We start from the raw sequence: 20,820 nt of genomic DNA, 5'->3' as shown, positions 1-20,820 counted from the left end.
TGGAAGCGGCGGGTCCTCCTGGCCCGCGGAACCGCACGGAGCCACCCCTGGCCGAGGAACCGCCCGGAGCCACCCCCTGGCCGCCGAACCGCATGGAGCCGCCTCCGGATCACAGAGGAAGGCGGCCGTCCGGCCGGGCGGTGCGCCATACTCGCCCGTATGCGCATACGGTCGGCCGAACCCTTCGAGCTACCGCTCCTCCAGGACATCGAGCGAGCCGCCGGTGAGCCCTTCCGCTCCCTCGGCATGGCCGCGATCGCGGACGACGAGCCCCCGCCGCTCGAGGAACTGGAGCGGTACCGGAGGTCCGGCGGGCTGTGGGTGACGGAGACCGCGGACGGCCGGCTCGTGGCGTATCTGCTCACCGAGCCCGTGGACGGCGCCGCGCACATCGAGCAGCTGTCCGTCCATCCGGACTTCGCACGGCGCGGTCTCGGCCGGGACCTGATCGGCCATCTGGCCACGGTGGCCGCGGCCGGAGGGCTGAGCGCGCTCACGCTGACCACGTTCACCGAAGTGCCGTGGAACGCGCCGTACTACGCCCGACTCGGCTTCCACGCCCTCGGCGAGCACGAACTCACCGAGGGACTGCGAAGCATCCTGAAAGCGGAGGCCGCCCACGGCATCGACCGCTGGCCCCGCACCTGCATGCGCCGCCCCCTCTGACGCGGGTGAAGGGCGGAGGGCGGGACGGATGAGAGCCGCTCTCAGGCGGCCCGGCCGAACCGGGCAGCGCGAGACCGGAGGCCGCGCCGCCGTCCCGCCCTCGGCGACGCTCCCGGGCCTGCTCCCTCGCCGACGTCTCATCCGCCGACATCTTCTCCGCGCACGTCTCGTCCGCCGACGACTTCATCCGCCGACGTCACCTCCGGCCTTCGCGACCCACGAGGTGCGGGGACGCCGGGCGGCAGAAGCGGGACGGGCGGGGACGCCGGGCGGCAGACGAGGCGGGCGGCGTACGCCGGATCCGTGCGGCGGCTTCGGCGCGCGCGGGAGGGTCAGTTGACGCCCCGGTCGATGCCGGCCCAGTACGGCTCCCTCAGCCTGAACTTCTGGATCTTGCCCGTCGCCGTCCGCGGGATCGCGTCCCGGAACTCCACACTCGTCGGCGCCTTGTACCCCGCCATCCGCTCCTTGCAGTACGCGATGATCTCCGCCTCGCTCACCACCGCCCCCTCGGCCGGCACCACCAATGCCTTGATCGTCTCGCCCCACTTCGCATCCGGCACCCCGATGACCGCGACCTCCGCCACCGCCGGATGGCTGAAGAGGGTGTCCTCCACCTCGATCGACGACACGTTCTCACCACCCGTGATGATCACGTCCTTCTTCCGGTCGGAGATCGTCAGATGCCCGTCCGCCTCATCGATCGAGCCGCCGTCCCCGGTGTGGAACCAGCCGTCCTCCAGGACCGCCGCCGTCTCCTCCGGCTTCTCCCAGTAGCCGTCGAGGACCACGTTCGACCGGGCCAGCACCTCGCCCGAGTCCGCGACCCGCAGCTTCACACCCAGCGCGGGCAGCCCCGCCCGCGACAGCCTGCGCGCCCGCTCCTCGGCCGGGAGCTCCGCGTCCTCGGCCCGCGCGCGGTTGAACGTCAGCACCGGTGACGTCTCCGTCAGACCGTAGATCTGCGTGAACTCCCAGCCCAGTTCCTCCTCCACCCGCTGGATCATCCGGCTGGGCGGGGGCGCCCCCGCACACACGATCCGGACGCGATCCCGCCCGGGGATCTCGCCCTGCCAGCCCGTCGCCGCGTCGAGCACCGCGTTCCACACCGCCGGGGCCCCGCACATCAGCGTCACCCCGTGCTCGTCCACCCGCCGCAGGATCTCCGCCCCGTCGACCTTGCGCAGCACCACCTGCTTCACCCCCAGGCCGGCCATCACGAACGGCATGCCCCAGCCGTTGCAATGGAACATCGGCAGCGTGTGCAGGTACACGTCCCTCTCCCACGCCCGCGTATGCAGGCCGAAGGTCAGGCCGTTCACCCAGATGTTGCGGTGCGTGAGCCGGACTCCCTTGGGGCGGGCCGTCGTTCCCGAGGTGTAGTTGATCGTCGCGGTGGCATCCTCGTCGGGATTCGCCCAGGGGCGCGGCTCAACGCCGAACCGCATCAGTTCGCTCTCCGTCTGCTCCCCCAGCACGAAGCGGTGGTCCGTCTTGATGTGCCGCACCGTTTCCCGGACCTCGGGATCGACCAGCAGCACCGAGGCCCCGCTCTGCCGTACCACGTACTCGATCTCCTCCGCCTTCAGACGGAAGTTGACGGGCACGCAGATCCGGCCGCTCATCGGCACCGCGAACAGCAACTCCAGCAGACGGGCCGAGTTGTGGCTGACCACGGCCACCCGCTCGCGTTCCCCCACCCCCAGCGCGTCCAGGCCGGCCTGCCACGCCCGCACCCGCTCCCCCAATCGGCCGTACGTCGACACCGGTACCGGCGGCGCGGGCTGGCTGGGCTCGTCGATCACGCCGGGACTGGTGGCGAAGCCCAGCCTCGCCCGGTCCAGGAAGTCGGCAATCGTCATCGGAACGCGCATCGCTCTTCCCTGCTCCTCTGTTCGGCATGTTCGGGACCGCTCACGAGCATCGTGCAATCAACTCGGGTGTTGGTACCCCCGCATGGGGGTGCATCCCCCTCCTCCCGGGCGGTGTGCGGTCGGGAGGACCCGAGCCATGGCCTCCGGCCCGCCGTGCGGCGCCCGGGCCCGGGCGCCGCGGACGCGATGGGAGCCGGCCGGGGCGCTTCGCGACCGGCGCCGGTTCCCGCCCCGCCCCGGCCGGCCCCGCCAAGACCGCAGGACGAGTCGCCGGTGCGCGCCGCGGGTGCGCACGGCCGGTCCGTCGCACCGCGGGCGTCCACGACCGCGCACCGTGGGTGCGGAGCGCACGACGCATCGTGACCATGCGCAGGCCGGGCGGCCCTCCGCACGGCGCCACGACGCCCCTGCCCGAGCCGGGGGGCCGCACACACCCGCCTCCGGCGCGCCCCGGCGTCCTCCCTGCCCACCATGCCGCCGCCGGTGAGCCCGGATATCCTGCCCGTGCCGATCAGGAACGCATGTATCCGGCGCGAACGCGGGTACAGGGATGTGCACGCAGCGGCGCAGCGTGCGCCTCGCTCGCACGGGAGGTGACCCAGGATGCCCCGACGAAGCCGTTCCGCTCCGGCCTCGAAGAGGAACTCCTGGCGCCGCCGCGTCTCCCCCGCCGCTTCCCCGCCCCGGTCTCCGGAGCCCCCGGCGTCCGCCCCGCCCGAGCAGGCCCGCGACGGGCAGGACCAGCGCAGCATCGTCGAGGCGGCGCTGTACCGCGACGGCCGCCGGGTCTCGTCGCCGTCGTCGCTCGCGGAGACCTTCCGCCTGCTCCGGGAGGAGCCGGCCGGCATGGCCTGGATCGGTCTCCACCGGCCGACCGAGGCGGAACTGCGCGCCTTGGCGGAGGAGTTCGACCTGCACGAGCTGGCCGTCGAGGACGCCATGGAGGCGCATCAGCGGTCCAAGCTGGAGCGGTACGGGGAGACCCTCTTCGTCGTCCTGCGCGCCGCCCGCTACCTCGACGCCCTGGAGGAGGTCGACTTCGGCGAACTTCACGTCTTCGTCGGCCGCGACTTCGTGATCACGGTCCGCCACGGGGCGGCCCCGGACCTGTCGGCGGTCCGCCGCCGCATGGAGACCGATCCCGAACTGCTCGCCCTCGGTCCCGAGGCGGTGCTCTACGCCATCCTCGACGCGGTCGTGGACGGGTACGCGCCCGTCGTCGCCGGTGTGCAGAACGACATCGACGAGATCGAGACGGAGGTCTTCGGCGGCGATCCCGCGGTGTCCCGCCGCATCTACGAACTCTCCCGCGAGATGGTCGAGTTCCAGCGCGCGACCCGGCCGCTGGTCGGCATGCTGCACGGTCTGATGGCGGGCTTCGCCAAGTACGGCACGGACGAGGAGCTCCAGCGGTACCTCCGCGACGTCGCCGACCACGTCACGCACATCAGCGAACGCGTCGACGGCTTCCGGCAGGCCCTTGCGGACATCCTGACGGTGAACGCGACGCTGGTGACCCAGCAGCAGAACGCGGAGATGCGGGCACTGGCCGAGGCGGGCTTCGAGCAGAACGAGGAGATCAAGAAGATCTCCGCGTGGGCGGCCATCCTCTTCGCGCCCACACTGGTGGGAACGATCTACGGCATGAACTTCGTGAACATGCCGGAGCTGCACTGGAGGTTGGGCTACCCCTTCGCGATCACTCTCATGGGCGTGGTTTGCGCCAGTCTGTATGTGATCTTCAAGCGCCGGGACTGGCTCTGAGTCCCTCTTGCCGAGCTCAGCTCTTGTGCGGCCTTTGCTCTCGCACCGGTCACGGATCGGGGTGAAATCAGCCCTGGGGAATCTCTGGGGAGAAGTGATCCGGGTGATCTCCTCTACCTGCCTCCGTTACGCCTCTGACCAGCACTTTTATCCTCCTGAAGCCGCTGGGGAGAATCCGCCGACGGCACGGTCCCTGCGTCAGCGACTCCATCCCTATCCCGTTCCCCGCAAAGCCTGCCGCCGAGCGCCCTTGCCCCCATCTGCAACGGACACAGACAGTGACATTGACTCCTTGGTTGAAGCCACCAGCCCGCGACCCTATGCGCCCGCCATAATGGAGGCATGGCCTCCCACCCACAGCACACCGGACCCGGGCCGAGGATACTCTCGGGCGCAGACGCCGAGGACCTCGCGCTGTACCGGGAAAAGTTCCGGCGCCGTCTGCCGGAGTCACTTGACGAGCTGCACGGACCGGCCCACGGCGTCGTGGAGCTGCCGCTGCACCTGGCCTGGTCCGGGATGACCTCGTACGGCCTGGACAAACCTCGCCAGCGCATGGGCCTGTACCGCACCGTCCTGCACGAGGGCCTGCACGACGACCTGCCCCGCTACCTCAACCGGGATCTGCTCCTAGAGCTATGGCCCGTACTGCGCACCCTCGTCGGCCGCACCGTGCGCACCGTGTGGGAGGACGCCTTCCCCGAGCTCGCCTCCCGCACCCGGGCAGCCGCGTGACGGACATGCCGGAGCTGCACACGCGGCTCCTGGCGGATGTGATCGCCCTCGGCTCGCCGTATCCCCTGGTCCTCACCGGCGGGTACGCCGTGCGGGCGCACCGCCTCGTGAACCGCCCCAGCCAGGACCTCGACGTCGCCACTGAGAACCCGGCACCCATGGCCGACATCGCAGCCGCGCTCTGCAGCGGCCTGACAGCCCGGGGCTGGAAGGTACAGGCGTTGGAGACTGCCCCGCTGTCCGCTCGCTTCACCGTGACGGACCCCGCCACCGGGCAGGAGTGCGAAGTCGACATCCTCAAAGAGATCTTCTGGCGGCCCGTCACCCAGAGCCCGTACGGGCCTGTCCTTGCCGAGGAGGACGTGATCGGGACCAAGGTTCGCGCCCTGGCTGACCGAGGAGCGCCACGCGACCTGATCGACGTGTACGCAGCCTCCCACCGCTGGAGTAACGCCGAGCTCGAAGAGTTCGGTCGCCGACACGCCCGCGGCCGTTTCGAGCGCGAGGACCTCCAGGCGAACCTGACGGGCGCCGAGTGGACCGACGACGAGGCCTTCACCGCCTACGGCCTCGACGAGACCACCATTAGCGCTCTGCGCGCCTGGGCCGTGGAGTGGGCCGACGACCTCGCGACCCGTCTGCTCGAAGAGTCCCATGACCGCGACATCGACTGATCACGCCCAGGCGAGACTCCATCTGGCAGGTACCCCCGTGCCAGCAGATCCGTTGCGGAGCGGAAAACCGTTCCTCAAAGGTCTCTACACTCACACCGACCCGCCGGGTTCACTCTCCAACGGCATCGCGGGCAGACGGTCTTCGAGGACTCGCCGAGCCTCTGCGAGCTGTGACTCGGCACGTTCCAGAGCAGCGATCGGGAGTGTTCAATGATCGGCGGATCCGATGCTCAAGGAGACGCCAGATGAGCGACACCACCATCGGCCGGCTCACCCCGGCTGCCAACTGACCCACTACAGAAACTGGATCAGCCGTCTACTGGGACACCCCCCGGTTGCGTCCTGGGAAGTGGTGTACGGGTTCGACCTGATCCGGGGGTTTGCTCCGGCATCGGGATGGTGCCCGCATAGACGAACGGCCACCGGCTGATCTTCGAAGTGTCGAAGCCTCGAAGGAGATCAGCACGATGACCGCACCAGACAGTCTGCCCCTGCACACCCTTGCCGAGAACAACCTCGCCGCGGCGAGTCCCGATCTGCTGCGCGCGATGGTCAAGACGTTCGCCGACGCGCTGATGTCCGCGGAGGCCGACGCCCTCTGCAACGTCTCTGCGGGAGAAGTGACGCGAGGGATCTCTCCTACCGGCCTCCGGCAAGCGGAGGCCGAGGGACCGGTTGGGCATTCTTCCCGGTCCGGATACCGACCCCGCCGGTCGGTATCCGGACCGTCGGGGCGGCTCAGCCCTTGGGCAGGGGGTAGGTCTTCGCCTCGGGCACCTCGTGGGCCGGTTCGACGTTCGCCAGGCCGCCGGGGGCCGCCTTCGCCGGCTTGTGGATGAAGGACTGGTACGTCGCCGGCTTGGCGCGGTCGGAGAAGTTCAGCGACACGCCGAGCACCGTGAGCTTGGACTGCTTGCGGTGAGCCGCCGCTATGCCCTCTCGGGTCAGGTCCTTCGCCCGGCAGGCCGCCTTCAGGTCCTCGCCGAGGACACTGATCGCGTTCCAGCCGCTGACGACACCGGTGTCGAGCAGGTCCTTCGGGTACTTCGCCCGGTAGTCGTCGGCGAGCTTCTTCATCGCCGGGTTGTCGGCGCCGAACGCCGGGCCGGGGCTCACCACCTGGAGCATCTTCTCCAGGGCGGGGCCGACCGGGGTCGCCAGCAGCTGCGGGGCGAAGCCCGGCGAGCTGGTGAGGACCGGGACGGCGAAGCCCGCGGCGGCCGCGGTACCGACCAGGGCGGCCGTCTGGCGCGGGCCGACGCTGATCAGGATGGCCTTGACACCGGCCTGCTTGAGGGCGGTGACCTGGGCGGTCAGGTCCTGGTCGGTGGGCTTGATCTTCTGCCCGACGATGGTCAGCTTCCGGTTCTTGGCCGCGTAGGTGGCGCCGGCGAGTGCGTTCTCGCCGTACTCGCCCTCGAAGTAGACGTGGCCGATCTTGTCGCCCGCCTTCAGCTTGGCCGTGCGGACCACGAAGTCGACGCCGTTGATCATGTCGATGTCGTACGTGGAGCCGACCACCTGTACGTACTCGCGGCCCAGCAGGGTGGAGGCCCACGCCATCGGGAACGTGAGCAGGTGCTTCGACTCCAGCTCCTGTTGGAGCGAGGACACCACGGGAGAGCCGACCATCTGGGAGACGGCGGCCACGTTCGGCTCGGTCTCGGTGAACGCGGACACGGCCTTCTGCACGTCGTATCCGTGGTCCTTGACCGTGATCTTGACGGTCCGGCCGCAGATGCCGCCGGAGGCGTTGAGCTGGTCGACGTACAGCTGCTGGGCGTTGACGATGCTCTTGCCGAGCGAGGCGTACGGGCCGGTGAGGTCGGTCAGCGCGCCCAGGGTGATGGTCTTCTCCGTCACTCCGGGGCCGGTCTTGACGCCGTCGCCGCCGGCGCTGTTCGCGTCGGTTCCGCTCTTGGTGCTGCAGGCCGTGGCGCTCAGGGCGAGGGCGGCGACGACGGCCGCGGCCGGGGCAAGTCGGGTGTGTCTCACGGAGTGTGCTCCTTCGGGGTGGTGCGGTTGCGGAGAGGGAAACGCCGGGTGCGGGGGGAGTCGTCGCCCTTGCCGCGCGGCCGTCTGCGGGCCAGTCCGGCCAGGCCGCCGGGGGCGAAGATCAGGACGAGGACGATCGCGGTGCCGTAGAGGTAGCGGGCCGCGTCGCCCGGGGACACACCCGATCCGGTGGTGCCGGGGGCGGTGAGCAGGGGCAGGTCGTCGGCGTACTTGGTGAGCAGGTGCGGGATCAGGGCGACGAAGACCGCGCCGCAGGCCGCGCCGCCGACCGAGCCGAGGCCGCCGATGACGATCATCGCGAGGTAGTCGATGGACAGCAGGAGCCCGAAGTGGTCGGGGACGACGCGCTTGAACACCAGGGCCAGCAGGGCACCCGCGGCGCCCGCGTACATCGAGGAGATGATGAACGCCGAGGCGCGGTAGCGGGTGAGATGTACTCCCATGACGGCCGCGGCGACCTCGCTGTCGCGTACGGCGCCGAGTGCGCGGCCGGGGCGTCCGCGCAGGAGGTTGTGCGCGGCGAGCCAGGCCACGGCGACCAGGGCCAGGCCGACGTACCACAGGCGCTCCAGCCCGCCGAAGGGGACGCCGATGACGGTGAGACCGTCGGGTGAGGTGTCGGTGAAGGAGAAGCCGAGGATGTCCAGCGGCGGTACGGAGCGGCCGTTGAACCCGCCGGTGACCTGCGGGGCGTTGAGCATCATGTGGTGGCCCAGGAAGACCAGGGCGAGGGTCGCGATACCCAGGTACATGCCGCGCAGCCGGCCGGAGATGGGGCTGAAGAGGCCGCCAGCCGCACCAGCGAGGACGATGGCCAGCACGAAGGCGAGCACGGGCGGGAGCCCGAGGCCGTACCGGCTGCCGTAGCCGGTGCCGGACGGCTCGGACGCCAGCCACACATAGCCGTACGCGCCGACGGCGAGGAAGAAGGCGTGGCCGAGGGAGAGTTGTCCGGTCGTCCCGGAGAGCAGGTTCAGCCCGATGGCGCCGATGACGGCGGCCATGGCGAACAGGCCCGTCTGGAGCCAGAAGGAACTGACGTAGAAGGGCAGGGCCAGGAGGACCAGCACGCCTGCGGCGAGGGTCGCCGCACGCCGCCCGCGCGGGGAGACCTTGCCGGACCGCCGGCCGGGGGCGGACGGGGAGTGAGGGGCGGCGGTGGGAGCCGTCACGGTGCCCGCGGGTTCGGCGGGTTCGGTGATCCCGGTGGTCTCAGTGGGTTCGGTGGTCTCAGCGGGTTCAGTGGGTTCGGCAGTGGCGCGGGTGTCAGACACGGGTCAGCTCCTTCGATCCGAAGAGACCGGTGGGCCTGACCAGGAGCACGAGCACCATCACGAGGTAGGGGGCCACATCGGGGAATCCGGCGCCCAGGACGCTCAGTTCGTTCTGATAGCCGGCGGCCATCGCCGCCGTGAGGCCGATCACCAGGCTTCCGACGAGCGCGCCGACGGCCGAGTCCATGCCGCCGAGGATCGCCGCGGGGAAGGCACTCAGGGCGATCTGACCGGTCGTACGGTCGAGTCCCGGTGCGGGAAAGGCGGCGAGGAACACGGCGGCGACGGCGGCCAGCGCCCCGGCGACGCACCAGGCGATGAGGCGTACGCGGTCCAGCCGTATCCCCATCAGCGCCGCGGCTTCCGGGTCGGCGGCCGCGGACCGCATGGACAGGCCCCAGCGGGACCAGCGGAAGGCGGCGAAGAAGGCGCCGATGACGACGACCGCGACGACGATGCTCGCCACCCGCGCATCGGCGACGGTGATGCTGCCGAGCCGGGTCACATCGGCGCCCCAGGGGTCGCCCATGGTGAGGTAGTCGGCGCCGATCTGCCGGTTGAGTTCGGTGCTGAGCAGGACGTCAACGCCGATGGTGAGGATGGTCAGCGTGTGGATCTCCGCGCCGCGCAGACCGCGGGTGGCCAGGAGCTGTACGAGGCCGGCCAGTGCTGCGGCGAGCGCGGCGCCGACCAGGACGGCGGGGATGAAGCCGATGGCGTCGTGGAGGCGGGCCGTGACATAGCCGCCGAAGAGGAGCAGGGAGCCGTGCGCGAAGTTCATGACGCCGGACGCCTTGAAGATCACGACGAAGCCCAGGGCTATCAGCGCGTAGACGGAGCCGAGCGCGAATCCGTTGAGGACGGTTTCGGCGAACTTGATCATGATTGCTCCTTCGAGTCGCGCCCGGTGTCCTTGGCGGGGTCCGAGGCGGCGGCCGTGGCGCGTTCCGGGTCCGGCCCGCTGTCCGGTTCTGTCCCGTCCACCGCTTCGAGTGCCGGGGCGGACTCCGGCTCGGGTACCGGGCCGGACTCCGGCTCGCGTGCCGTCCCGGACTCCGGACCCGGTTCTGCTTCCTGGACCGGGGTGCCGAGGTACGCGCTGATGACCACCGGGTCGTTCTGGATGCGCTCGGGCGGTCCGTCCGCGATGAGCCGGCCGAAGTCGAGCACCGTCACCGACTCGGCGATCCGCATGATCAGGCCCATGTCGTGCTCGACGATGAGGATCGAGATCTTCAGGGAGTCGCGGACCCGGGCGATCGTCTCGGCCATCGCCGAGCGCTCGGTGGGATGCATGCCGGCGACCGGCTCGTCGAGCAGCAGCAACTGCGGCTCCATGCACAGCGCGCGCGCCATTTCCACCCGCTTGCGGTCACCGTAGGCGAGCCCGGCGACCGGCTTGTCGAACGCGGGGCCGAGACCCAGGAAGTCGGCGATCTCGGCCGCCCGCTCCCGGTGGCGGCGCTGCTCGCGCACCGTGTGCGGCAGTCGCAGCGCGCTCGCCGTGAAGCCCGCCCGGGTCAGCCGGTGGCGGCCGAGCATGAGGTTGTCGGCGACGGTCCCGTGGGTGAGCACGATGTTCTGGAAGGTGCGGGCGACGCCGAGCCGCGCGATGCGGTGGGGTGCGAGGCGGGTGAGGTCCTCGTCCCCGTACCGGACGGTTCCGGCGGTGGCCCGGTAGACGCCGGAGATGACGTTGAAGCAGGTGGACTTGCCCGCGCCGTTGGGGCCGATGAGGGCGTGGATCGTACCGGGCGGGACCGTGAAGGACAGGTCGTCGAGGGCGACCAGGCCGGAGAAGCGTACGGTCAGGTTCTCGACCGTGAGGGCCGGGACCGGGTCGGGCCCCGCGTCCGGTCCGGGGGCCGTGGCGGCCTCGGGGGTGGTGGCCGTCGCATCGACGCTCATCCGTTCCACCTGCCAAGCTCGGTCAGTCCAGGTCCGGTCACGGCCGGCGTGCTCGCGGACGTCGCGTACTGCGTGTCGGCGTCGGGCGCGCCGCGGCCGGTCTCGTGGCTCTCGCCCAGATACAGCCGCCGCACCTCGTCCGCCGCGGCGAGATCGGCCGAGGCCCCCTCCAGCCGCACCTGGCCCACGTCCAGCACCGAAGCGCGGTCGGACAGTTCCAGCGCCATGGCGGCGTTCTGCTCGACGAGCAGGATCGAGGTCCCCTGGGCGTTGATCTCGCGGATGATCTCCGCGATGCGCCGGACCATCAGCGGTGCGAGGCCCAGCGAGGGCTCGTCGAGGAGGAGCAGGCGCGGCCCGGCCATCAGCGCGCGGCCCATCGCGAGCATCTGCTGCTCTCCGCCGGACATCAGCCCGGCGGCCTGCCGTCGGCGTTCGGCCAGTACCGGGAACTGCGTGAAGACTCGGTCGCGGCCGGCGCGCAGCTCGGCGCGCGAGCGGCGGGCCGACCCGAGGAACCCGGCCTTGAGGTTGTCCTCCACGGACAGGGCGCCGAAGATCCGCCGGCCCTCGGGCACCTGCACCACCCCCGCGGCGACGGACCGCGCGGCGTCGCCGCGCAGCCGTACGCCGTCGAAGTGCACGGTGCCGCCGTCGACCGTGCCGCGATGCAGGGCGAGGGTCCCGGAGACTGCCCGGAGCAGTGTGGACTTGCCCGCGCCGTTGGAGCCGAGCACGGCGACGATCCGGCCCTGCGGGACGGTCAGCGACACCCCGTGGAGCGCCTGCACGGATCGTCCGTAGCTGACGTGCAGATCGCTGACCCGGAGGGTCCCGGCCTCGGTCTCTGGTGGGCTCATCAGGGCGGTCTCCTTGCTTCTCGGCGAGCGGGCGCCGGACTGGAGCGCCACGGGATCACGGCGGGGGCAGGGCGTCCATGGACCGGGAACGAGCCGCTGTCAGCTCCCAGCAGGGGCGCGCCGCGCTTGTGAGGGGGCACAATCCGTACCTCCTGCTGTGCGTGGGTCATCACGATTTGGCGGAGGTCTCGCCCCAATGCGTGACCGACTGCTTAGCATGTGGATTCCTTGAAGGTGCGCCGCCGCCACACGCCGATCGCCGACCGGTGGAGCACCCGCATCTGCGACCCACGCAGCACAAGACATGGCGACCCGCCGTGGTGTCCCAGCACGCCCCGTCCGTCAGGAGGGTCCATGCACACCGGTTACGTCCGTGGCTCGGTCCGCCCCCGCGTCTCCACCGTCGGCCCGCCGCCCCAAGCCGCCGCCCGGCCCTTGCCGCTCCAACTGCTCGACCACGCCTGCCGGCGCCTTCTCACGCGGGGCGCCTCCTTCACCGACTCCGTGGTGGACCAGATCCGCACCGAGGTGCCGTACTACGCCGACCCGGTGCTCTCGCCGCCCGACCTCAGGCAGTCCACGGACACCGGCATCCGCTTCGCGCTGGAGGCCGCCCTCGACCCCGGGCGCATCGTGGACATCGAGCGCTACACCCGTGAGCTCGGCATACGCCGTGCCGAGGAGGGCCGCCCCCTCGACGAGGTGATCCACGCCTTCCGGGTGGCCGGCTCGGAGGTCTGGAGCGGGATCGTCGGCGTCGTGGAGCGGGACGGGCTCGGCGAGCAGCGTCATCTCGTGCACGTGGCGGAGCTGGTGTGGAAGATGAACGACCGGGACGCCGTCCTGGTCGCCGACGCCTACCGGCAGGTCGCCAAGGGCGTGGCCAGCCGGCACGACGAGCGGGTGCGCCTGATCCTCGCCGCCGTCCTGGAGAACCGCAACGACCCGGCGTTCATCCAGGACGCCGCGTCGATCCTCGATCTGCCGCCCGACGGACGCTTCGCGGTGGCGGAGCTGCGGGCCACGCCGCCCTTCGGCCGGACACCCGACGCCGTTCCGGAGATCCGTGGCATGCGCGTCCTGCGCCACGTCGGCGCACAGCGCGATGTGCTCGTCGCCCACCTCGGCGACCGCCCACTCGACGCGCTCGCCTCCGCCGTCGACGCCGGACCCGGCATGCGCATCGGCATCAGCCCCGTCGTCCACGGCCTGAAGAACCTGCCCCGGGCGCGGGACATGGCCGGACTCGCCCTGCGCACCTGCCGCGCGGACGGGGAGGTAGCCCGACTCGACGCCCGCCTACCCGACGGTCTGCTGGTCTCACGGCCCGACCTGTCCGCCGAGCTGGCCCTGCGAGTGCTCCGGCCGCTGTACGAACTGGAGCCCGCCGACCGCGAAACGCTGATCGACACGCTCGGAGTGTGGATCGAGAAGGGCGGCTCCGCTGTCCAGGCGGCCCGGCACATGCTGTGCCACCGCAACACGGTTTTGAACCGGCTGCGCCGCTTCGAGCAGATCACGGGTCTCGAACTGTCCCGCCCCCGCGACCTCGTACGGCTCACGCTCGCCTTCGACACGCTCCAACTGCTCGGGCCGGCCGCCGTCCTCGGCTGCGGGGACGCCTGGGACGGCGACCCGGAGAGCTGAAGCCGCACGGCGGTTACGCCCGCCCGGCACGAGTGGTGCGCACGGGGGTGCGGCCTCGGCCGCCCGGCACGCGTACGGCTCCACCACGGTGGTCAACTCCCTGAACGCGTACGGCCGGTCCGCGGTGGTCGACTCCCGGCACGCGTACGGCTCCACCACGGTGGTCAACTTGCTGGACGCGTACGGCTGCACCGCGGTACGCCCCTCGGCACGCGTGCGGCCGCACCGCGGCACGCCCCTCCCGGCACGTACGACCGCATGACGGTGGGCTCTTCCGGCCCGCGCATCGCCATGGCCGGATTGCTTGCCGCGGATGGCCGAATGGGCATCAGCACAGTCGCACGTACGAGGAGTTGGGAGCGGACAACGGGGTGCCGGAACCGCATGGACTGACCGTTCGGTACGTGCTCTGGTGAGCCCTCGTCAAGGGGCGATGCCCGGCCAGGCATCGCCCGAGCGAAGCGATGCGCGCGCATCCCCGCCCGCCAGGAGAGCTCCATGGCCCATCAGCACGCCCCTCCGCACACCCCCCGGTTCCATCAGAGAACCCGGCCCCACCGGCCGAGCAGATCCTTCGCGCTCGTCAACGGACTGACCTTCGTGGTCCATCTCCTGCTGGCCTGCGCCGCAGAGGACCTGCTGGCCACCCGGGTCGCCGGACAGATCAACCTCGGCGTCGTCGCCGTCCTCGCGCAGGGCTCGCTCCTGTTGTGGACGGCGGCGCGTTACGACCGCGCCGCCCACGAGGAGGCCGCGTACGAGTCGGCGGAGGAGCGCTGATGCATCCTCGGATCCTGCTCGCCGCGGGAGGTCCCGGCACCCTCGACCTGGACACGGACACCCGCGCCTGGGTTCTCGTCGGCTTCCTCACCTTCATCGTCCCGATCCTGCTCATCTGCGTGCTCAACGGGCCCGAGCGGGACCGGGTCGACGACTTCTACACGGCGGGCCGCGGGCTGCGCCCCGTCCAGGGCGCCCTCGTCCTCACCGGCGTCTACCTCTCCGCCGCGACCGTGCTCGGCACGACCGGAACCGTCGCGGTCTTCGGCTTCGACGGCCTGTTCATCGCCCTGTGCACCGTGCTGTCGCTCGGCGTCCTGCTCCTGCTGTCCGGCCCGCTCCGGGAACGCGGCAGCTACACCCTCGGCGACACGTTCGCTCTGCGCGCCCCGGGGCCCTCGGCCAGGATCGCGGTCGCCGTCGTCACACTGAGCGCGTGCGTCCCGTACCTGATCGTCCAGCTCTCCGGCGCGGGCAAGACCACCGCCATGCTGCTCGGCCTGTCCGGTCCCGGCGCCGAGCAGACCGCCATCGTCATGATCGGCGCCCTCGTCGTCTGCGCCACGGCCTTCGGCGGGATGCGCGGCATGATCGCGATTCAGGTGATCAAGACGGTGATCCTGCTCGCCATGGCCGTGGCCGTGGCGGCGGTGCTGCTCCACCGCTTCCACTGGAGCCCCGACTCCCTCATCGAGGCCGCCGGGCGGGGCAGCGGCCGTCCCGAGGGCTATATGCGTCCGGGCCTGCGGTTCACTGCCGGCGGCCCGGTCGCGGGGACCCTCGACTTCATCGGTCTGATGGTCACCATCGTGCTGGGAGTCGCATGCATGCCCCATGTCGCCACCCAGCTCAACACCGCGCCCGACACCGCCGCGGCACGCCGTACGGTCCGCCACACCACCGCCCTCGTCGGTGCCGTCTGCCTGCTCACCACCGTGCTGGGTTTCGGGGCCTCGGCGCTGATCGGCGCCCGTAAGATCCTCGCCGCCGACCCCGGGGCCACCAGCAGCCTGCTGATGCTCACCGGCGATCTGGCGGGCGGCTCGTCGGCGCAGACGGGCGGGGCATGGCTCGTCGTGCTGGTCTCCTGCGCGGTGTTCCTCACCACGCTGGCGGTCGTCGCGAGCGTGACGCTGGCGGCCGCGGCCTCGGTCGCCCACGACCTCCTCACCAACGTCGTCCGCCGCGGGCGCACGACCGAGGGCCGGGAAGTGGCCGCGGCCCGTATCGCGTCCGCCGTGGTCGGAGGCTTGAGCATCTGCCTCGCGGTGTGGGTGCAGGGCTGGAACACGGGCTTCCTCTCCACGATCTCCCTGGCGGTGGCGTGCTCCTGCCTGCTCCCGGCGCTGGTGTACTCGCTGTTCTGGCGCGGCTTCACGCACGGGGGGCTGCTGTGGACGCTGTACGGAGGCCTCGGCTGCGCGCTCGGACTCCAGGTCGTGAGCCCCGTCTTCTCCGGCAGCCCGACGGCACTGTTCCCCGAATGGGACATCGCCTGGTTCCCGCTGCAGACGGTCGCCCTGGTGTCGCTGCCCGTCGCGTTCCTGCTCGGCTGGCTGGGGAGCGTCACGGGACGGCGGCGTGCGGCCGCGTTGCCGGAGCAGCCCGTCAGGGCGTGACACACGAATGCGGCGGCCGGTGGAGCATCCCCACGCGCTCCACCGGCCGCCGCACCGTGCCGCGTTCAGCCTGCGGCGACATCGCCGCTACGTCGGCGCAGGCGCCGCAACCCGCGCAGCCGCCGGTCGGTGTCGTTGTCGTCGTCGTTGTCCCGGGCTTGCTCCCGGAACTGGTCGTGACCGGGGGCCCTCATGCGTGATGTCGCTTCCCGGAGCGGTGCGCCTGACGTCGTCCTCCGTCCTCAGCTGACGTCGTCCTCCGTCCTCAGGCTGCGGGACCGGTCGCAGCCGATCGGACGAGAGCCCGGGGCCCGGTCCCTCCGGCCACGGCGGGACCGGGCCGCCTCAGGGGCCGATCTCGAACGCCGGGGGCTCGAGGTCCTTGAGGCAGCCGGTGTCCGGTGCCGTGGGGGTGTCGAAGAAGGAGAGCGTGATCGCCTGGGCGCACTTCGACGTGGCGAACACCACGTGGGGTTCGTAGGGGACCGTGACGACGGTGGCCCGGGGCAGGGTGCGGGCCACGTACGGTCCGTTGCCGGCGCCGGTCTGGGAGTCGAAGCCGCCCGAGAGGGCGAGGGTGGGGATGTCGCTGCGGGTGACGTCCCGGACCGACGGCGGGGCCGCGGGGATGTCCCAGACGGCGCAGTCCGGGCGGAGGAAGGGGAGTTGGGGGGCCTGGGCCAGCACCGAGCGGGGGTACGTCGGGAATGCCTCCCGGCCGCCCCGGACGGCTTCGGCCTCGGTCTCGTACGGCACCCACGCGCTGCAGAAGACGCCGTAGGCGAGGCCGTGGGCCACCCGCCCGACGGCCTTGGGGCTGAGCTTCCCGCCCGCCCACTGCTCGGCGATCCGCTGCGGTTTTCCGTGGGCCAGTTCGTCGAGGGAGCGGGGCACGCCGGGGGCCACGTGGGTGGCGGAGGTCAGCCAGTTCACCAGGGCCCCGCCGTCCAGGACGACCTTGACCGGCTTCCGGCTGCCGGGGACCGTGACGGTGGTGGTGACGGGCTTGGCCTCGAGCTGCCGGACCAGGCGGTCGAAGGTGGCGGGCAGATCCGGGTAGCGGCGGTTGCAGGCGGGCTGCTCGGCGCAGGCCTTGAACAGGCCGTCGAAGCCCTGCCGGGCACTGCTCCAGGTCAGCGCCGAACCCGCCTTGGAGGGCGGGAGGATGCCGTCGATGCCGACCGAGCGGATTCCCTCCGGGTGCTCGCGCATGTAGTTGAGTGCCAGGTGGGTGCCGTAGGAGATGCCGAACACGTTCCATTGCGGGATGTCCAGTGCCCGCCGCAGGTCGGCGTAGTCGGCGGCGCTCTCGATGTCGTTGTAGGCGCCCAGCTCGGCCCCGCGGGCCGCCAGCTGCTCGCGGCAGGTCCGGGTCGCCTCGACGTGCAGGCGCCCGGTGGACGGGGCGTCGAAGTCGAGGCCGACCGCGCGTGCGCCGAACTCGTCGATGGTGGGGCAGGTGAGCGCCGGGTCGGCGGAGTACGTGCCCCGCTGGGACATGAAGATGACGTCGCGGTCCCGGTTCAGGCCGCCGTCGATCGCCATCTGCGCCTCTCCGACGGCGTCGTCGCCCGGGCCGCCGGCGAGCCACACGATCGGGTCGGGCTTCGGCGTGCCCGCGGCCGCCGGCACGATCGCCACGCCCAGGGTGATCTTCCGGCCGTCCGCCCGGGCGCGGTTCTCGGGCACGGTGAGCGTTCCGCAGCGCGCCCCTTCGAGCGCCGCCGTCGGCTCGGGGGTCTTCGGGCAGGGGCCGGGCTCGTAGCGGGCGTCGCCCACGGTGCGGGCGACCGTTCCGCCGGCTCCCGCGGGCGTCTCCTCCTGCCCGCTCGCGGGCGACGCGAGCAGGCCGGCGACGAGGATCCCGGCCGCCGCCGCGGCCGGCCTCGTGTGCGACCGTCGTACATGTGAGCGTGCCATCTCTGCTCTCCCGGTCACCTCGGGGCGATCGTGAACGGTTCCCACCGGAGGCCCGCCACGCAGCCGGTGTCGGGCGCGGTCGGACGGCTGAGGAACGACGCCAGCACCTTCTGGGCGCAGGGCGACTGCGGGACCGCCCAGTGCCCGATGCCGGGGATCTGCACGGCGGTCGAGTGGGGCAGCGTACGGGCGGTCTTCTGCGCCCAGCTCGCCCCGGTCTTCATGTCGAACGTCCCGTTGAGGAAGAGCGTCGGCACCGAGCCGACCGGGGCCACCCGCTGGGTGGCGGTGCGGTCCGGGACGTTCCAGACCCGGCACACCTCGTCCTGGAAGGCCAGTTGGGGCGCCTGCGCCAGGACCGCGTCCGGCAGGCCGGGGAAGGCCCTGCGGCCGGCCTCCAGCACATCGGGCGCCGAGTGGCCCGGCACCCACTCGCTGCACACCACCGAATGCGTCAGGCCGTGGGCGGTCCGGCCGACGGCCTGGACCGAACCGGCGGCGCGGGCCCGGGCGAAGCGCTCCGGACGTCCGCGGGCGAGTTCGTCGATCGCCGCCGGGACGTCGACGAACGGAATCCCCTTGGCGACCAGCACGTTCAGCAGCGCGCCGCCGTCGAGGACGACCTTCACCGGCTCTCCGCCCTGCGGCGGCCGGACGTTCAGCGTCAGCGGCCGGGCTTCCAGCTTGCGCACCTGGTCGTTCAGGGTGCGCTCGAGGTCCGGGTAGCGGCTCTTGCAGCGGGTCTCCGCCTCGCAGGCCCGGTAGAGGTAGTCGAGGCCCTCCCGGGCGCCGGCCCAGGCGAACGGCAGGGAGACGGACTGCGGAGGGGTGAAGGAGTCGAGGGCCACCGCACGGATCCCCTGGGGGTGCAGGCGCAGATAGGTCATGGCCAGGTTGCTGCCGTAGGAGTGGCCGTAGACGTTCCACTGCTCGATGCCGAGCGCCGTGCGCAGATCGGCGAAGTCGGCGGCGTTCTCGGTGCTGTTGTAGGCACCGAGGTCGACTCCGTCGGCCCTCAGGCGGTCTCGGCACTGCGTCACCGCGTCGAGCATGAGCCGCTGCGTCCGCGGTGCGTAGGAAGGGAGCCCTACGGACGCGGCGTGGAAGCGGTCCAGCTCCGGGCAGGCGAGATCGGGCTTGCTGTGGAGATTGCCGCGCTGGGCCATGACGATCAGTTCGCGGTCCCGGTTCAGGCCGGAGGAGACCAGGAACGGGATGTCGTCGAAGGTGTCGCCACCCGGGCCACCCGACATGAACACGACGGGATCCTGGGCGGGCTTCGCCGAGGTGGCCGGGATGACCGCCACGGCCAGCCGGATGGTCCGGCCGCCGGGACGGGCGCGGTTCTCGGGGACCTCCAGGAATCCGCACCGGGCGGTGGCCAGCGCTGCGACCGGCTCGGCGGTCCCGGGGCAGGGGCCCGGCACGAAACCGGACACGGCGGCCGAGCCGGGTCCGGCGGCCGCGGCGATACCGGTACCCGCGGCGGGTCCGGTGGCCGCGGCAGTAGCGGCGTTCCGCGGTGCGGCGCCCGCCGGTGCCGGGCCGAGTGCCGCCAGGAGGGCCAGAACGGCCCCGGCGGCCGCCGCCCCGTCGCGGAAGCCGTGCTCTGCCATATGATCCCGTTCCTCCGCCGACCGACGGCCGCCCTGCCGGGCGACGCCGCGGCAGTATGGACGGAATGCACGTGCCATCGACGTTACCGAGTGGTCCGCGTACGTGCACACGGACGGCCCAGCCGGAGGGCGGCCGCGGCTCAGGATCCGGTGAGGGAGACGGCCAGGTCGGTGATGTTCAGCGGGAACTGGCCGATGGATGTGGCCTGGCCGGTGAGGATGTCGACGCTGTACAGCGAGGGGGTGCCGGCGCCGTACGGGGTGAGGCAGGCGAAGGCGGCGTTGTCGGCCGTCTTCCCGCCGGACAGGGTGCTGAAGATGTCCATGCCCGCGTTGATCCCGGCGTCGATGCCGAGGCTGCCGGTAGCGGCGAGGGTGCCGTTGTTCGCCGGGGACTGGAGGACGACCTGGTCGCCGGTCGTGTTGATGTCCACCAGCGTGGTCCCGGTGGCCGCGCTGAGGTCGTTGTTGGTGTATGCGGCGGCCGAGACCCCCTTGGTCGTGCCCTCGGTGGGCGGGGTGGTGAGGTTCAGGTCCTGGACGGTGCTGTGGTCGTTGACGTTGTGCCGCAGGTTCTGGCCGTTGTCGCTGATCACGCGGAGGCGGTCGGCCGCCGGGTTGAAGTCGACGCCGAAGTTGGCGCCGTTCAGCGCGTACTGGAGCTGGGACACCTTGGTGACCACGACGTCCGCGGTGACCGGCGGGGTCTTGATCGTGTAGATGCCGCCCTTGTTGCCGACGCCGTACATCAGGCCGTTCTGTACCCGGAAGTCGATCCCGATCAGGCTTGTGTCGCCGCTGAGGCCGGTGACGACCCGGACCCAGTCGAGGACCTGGGGCCGGTCGGTCGTGAACGTGGCCATCAGGGTGCCGTCGCCGCTGATCCCGAACGCGCGGAGGCTGGGCGCGGCGGCGGAGGCCCGGGGGGAGGCGGCTTGGGGGGTGGAGACTCCGGGCGTGGAGGCTTCGGGGGCGAGGGCGGGGGCTTCGGGGGCGGGGGCGGCCGAGCCGGTACCCGCCGTGCCGAGGGCTAGCGCCGTCGATGTGGCCACGGCCGCGACCGACACCATGACGCGCTTTCCCGCGCCTGTTTTCATGGGAAATTCCCTCCCGTTGGGGCGGGTGCCGTTCGAGGCACCCGGCCGGCGATTCCGCTGCCCACTGCGCGCACCGATCACGGCAGTCGTTTCGCAGCCGTTTCGCAGTCACTTCGCAGTCGTTCCGAAGTCGTTCCGTGCTCGTTCCGCATTCGCTGCGGAGTCGCTCGGGAATGGCTTCGCAGGCGTTCCTCATAATGCGTTCAGGTGCGTTCCCATTAAGAGGGCCCGGCGTCCCCGTCACAAGCGCATGGGTTGCCGAGAGCGCCCGGAGCCGGGAATTTTGCGCACAGTGACAAGAGCTCCGCCGGGATATGCGCCACCGTTTGCGCGGAGTGATGAACGCCGTCCGGATCCCACCTGTCGGGCG

At 71.5% G+C, this 20,820-nt stretch carries 18 protein-coding genes and 1 pseudogene; 9 read left to right on the top strand and 10 right to left on the bottom strand.

Going from position 1 to position 20,820, the window contains the following annotated elements; genetic code table 11:
• The first annotated feature begins 159 nt into the window (after positions 1-159).
• A complete protein-coding gene (locus DDW44_RS25600; protein ID WP_108907906.1) occupies positions 160-666 on the top strand; it encodes a GNAT family N-acetyltransferase in 507 nt (168 codons plus the stop codon).
• A 332-nt stretch (positions 667-998) separates the two neighbouring features.
• Here the strand turns inward: DDW44_RS25600 and DDW44_RS25595 are convergent, their stop codons facing one another.
• Positions 999-2,540, bottom strand: a complete 1,542-nt coding sequence (locus DDW44_RS25595) for an AMP-binding protein (protein WP_108907905.1) — start codon at positions 2,538-2,540, stop codon at positions 999-1,001.
• Positions 2,541-3,143: 603 nt separating this feature from the next.
• Here DDW44_RS25595 and DDW44_RS25590 point away from each other — a divergent pair.
• The 4 genes and pseudogenes from DDW44_RS25590 to DDW44_RS33590 all read left to right on the top strand — a co-directional run.
• Positions 3,144-4,304, top strand: coding sequence for a magnesium and cobalt transport protein CorA (locus DDW44_RS25590; RefSeq protein WP_017944537.1), 1,161 nt, complete (start codon positions 3,144-3,146; stop codon positions 4,302-4,304).
• 342 nt (positions 4,305-4,646) lie between these two features.
• Positions 4,647-5,039, top strand: a complete 393-nt coding sequence (locus tag DDW44_RS25585; RefSeq protein WP_027732216.1) for a hypothetical protein — start codon at positions 4,647-4,649, stop codon at positions 5,037-5,039.
• Positions 5,040-5,044: 5 nt separating this feature from the next.
• Positions 5,045-5,713 carry a nucleotidyl transferase AbiEii/AbiGii toxin family protein gene (locus tag DDW44_RS25580; protein ID WP_208648009.1) on the top strand — a complete coding sequence of 223 codons (669 nt, stop codon included), beginning with the start codon at positions 5,045-5,047 and terminating at the stop codon, positions 5,711-5,713.
• Between the two features lie 467 nt (positions 5,714-6,180).
• Positions 6,181-6,423, top strand: a pseudogene (locus DDW44_RS33590) (hypothetical protein); the annotation flags it as partial.
• Between the two features lie 28 nt (positions 6,424-6,451).
• Here DDW44_RS33590 and DDW44_RS25570 read toward each other — a convergent pair.
• The 5 genes from DDW44_RS25570 to DDW44_RS25550 are packed head-to-tail and all read right to left on the bottom strand — an operon-like array spanning position 6,452 to position 11,771.
• The gene (locus DDW44_RS25570) at positions 6,452-7,708 is read right to left on the bottom strand and encodes an ABC transporter substrate-binding protein (RefSeq protein ID WP_108907903.1); all 1,257 of its coding nucleotides are present in this window, start codon (positions 7,706-7,708) and stop codon (positions 6,452-6,454) included.
• Entirely contained in the window at positions 7,705-9,003 is a 1,299-nt protein-coding gene (locus DDW44_RS25565; RefSeq protein WP_108907902.1) for a branched-chain amino acid ABC transporter permease, read from the bottom strand. The genes DDW44_RS25570 and DDW44_RS25565 overlap by 4 nt, the downstream gene beginning before the upstream one ends.
• The gene (locus DDW44_RS25560) at positions 8,996-9,886 is read right to left on the bottom strand and encodes a branched-chain amino acid ABC transporter permease (RefSeq protein ID WP_017944540.1); all 891 of its coding nucleotides are present in this window, start codon (positions 9,884-9,886) and stop codon (positions 8,996-8,998) included. The genes DDW44_RS25565 and DDW44_RS25560 overlap by 8 nt, the downstream gene beginning before the upstream one ends.
• Positions 9,883-10,911, bottom strand: coding sequence for an ABC transporter ATP-binding protein (locus DDW44_RS25555; protein ID WP_108907901.1), 1,029 nt, complete (start codon positions 10,909-10,911; stop codon positions 9,883-9,885). The genes DDW44_RS25560 and DDW44_RS25555 overlap by 4 nt, the downstream gene beginning before the upstream one ends.
• Positions 10,908-11,771 (bottom strand): ABC transporter ATP-binding protein, encoded by an 864-nt coding sequence (locus tag DDW44_RS25550; protein WP_018888719.1) that lies wholly within the window; start codon positions 11,769-11,771, stop codon positions 10,908-10,910. The genes DDW44_RS25555 and DDW44_RS25550 overlap by 4 nt, the downstream gene beginning before the upstream one ends.
• Before the next feature lie 354 nt (positions 11,772-12,125).
• Between DDW44_RS25550 and DDW44_RS25545 the strand changes: the two genes are divergently transcribed.
• From DDW44_RS25545 to DDW44_RS25535, 4 genes are all read left to right on the top strand, one after another.
• On the top strand, positions 12,126-13,418 hold the full coding sequence (locus DDW44_RS25545; protein WP_108907900.1) for a PucR family transcriptional regulator: 1,293 nt from the start codon (positions 12,126-12,128) through the stop codon (positions 13,416-13,418).
• Positions 13,419-13,506: 88 nt separating this feature from the next.
• Positions 13,507-13,680, top strand: a complete 174-nt coding sequence (locus tag DDW44_RS32195; protein WP_167455533.1) for a hypothetical protein — start codon at positions 13,507-13,509, stop codon at positions 13,678-13,680.
• Positions 13,681-13,916: 236 nt separating this feature from the next.
• Positions 13,917-14,198 (top strand): DUF485 domain-containing protein, encoded by a 282-nt coding sequence (locus tag DDW44_RS25540; protein WP_108907899.1) that lies wholly within the window; start codon positions 13,917-13,919, stop codon positions 14,196-14,198.
• A complete protein-coding gene (locus DDW44_RS25535; protein ID WP_108907898.1) occupies positions 14,198-15,817 on the top strand; it encodes a sodium/solute symporter in 1,620 nt (539 codons plus the stop codon). The genes DDW44_RS25540 and DDW44_RS25535 overlap by 1 nt, the downstream gene beginning before the upstream one ends.
• Positions 15,818-15,882: 65 nt before the next feature.
• Here DDW44_RS25535 and DDW44_RS33250 read toward each other — a convergent pair whose 3' ends face one another.
• The 4 genes from DDW44_RS33250 to DDW44_RS25520 all read right to left on the bottom strand — a co-directional run bounded on the left by DDW44_RS33250 (position 15,883) and on the right by DDW44_RS25520 (position 20,423).
• A complete protein-coding gene (locus DDW44_RS33250; protein WP_279634816.1) occupies positions 15,883-16,011 on the bottom strand; it encodes a hypothetical protein in 129 nt (42 codons plus the stop codon).
• Positions 16,012-16,162: 151 nt separating this feature from the next.
• On the bottom strand, positions 16,163-17,737 hold the full coding sequence (locus tag DDW44_RS25530) for an alpha/beta fold hydrolase (protein WP_108907897.1): 1,575 nt from the start codon (positions 17,735-17,737) through the stop codon (positions 16,163-16,165).
• Positions 17,738-17,751: 14 nt separating this feature from the next.
• The gene (locus DDW44_RS25525) at positions 17,752-19,353 is read right to left on the bottom strand and encodes an alpha/beta fold hydrolase (RefSeq protein WP_108907896.1); all 1,602 of its coding nucleotides are present in this window, start codon (positions 19,351-19,353) and stop codon (positions 17,752-17,754) included.
• 140 nt (positions 19,354-19,493) lie between these two features.
• The gene (locus tag DDW44_RS25520; protein ID WP_108907895.1) at positions 19,494-20,423 is read right to left on the bottom strand and encodes a DUF4394 domain-containing protein; all 930 of its coding nucleotides are present in this window, start codon (positions 20,421-20,423) and stop codon (positions 19,494-19,496) included.
• Between the last annotated feature and the right edge of the window lie 397 nt (positions 20,424-20,820).

It is taken from the genome of Streptomyces tirandamycinicus (genome assembly GCF_003097515.1).
Classification (GTDB): domain Bacteria; phylum Actinomycetota; class Actinomycetes; order Streptomycetales; family Streptomycetaceae; genus Streptomyces; species Streptomyces tirandamycinicus.
Note: the sequence above shows the minus strand (reverse complement) of the source record. Positions and strands in the feature narration are given on the sequence as shown.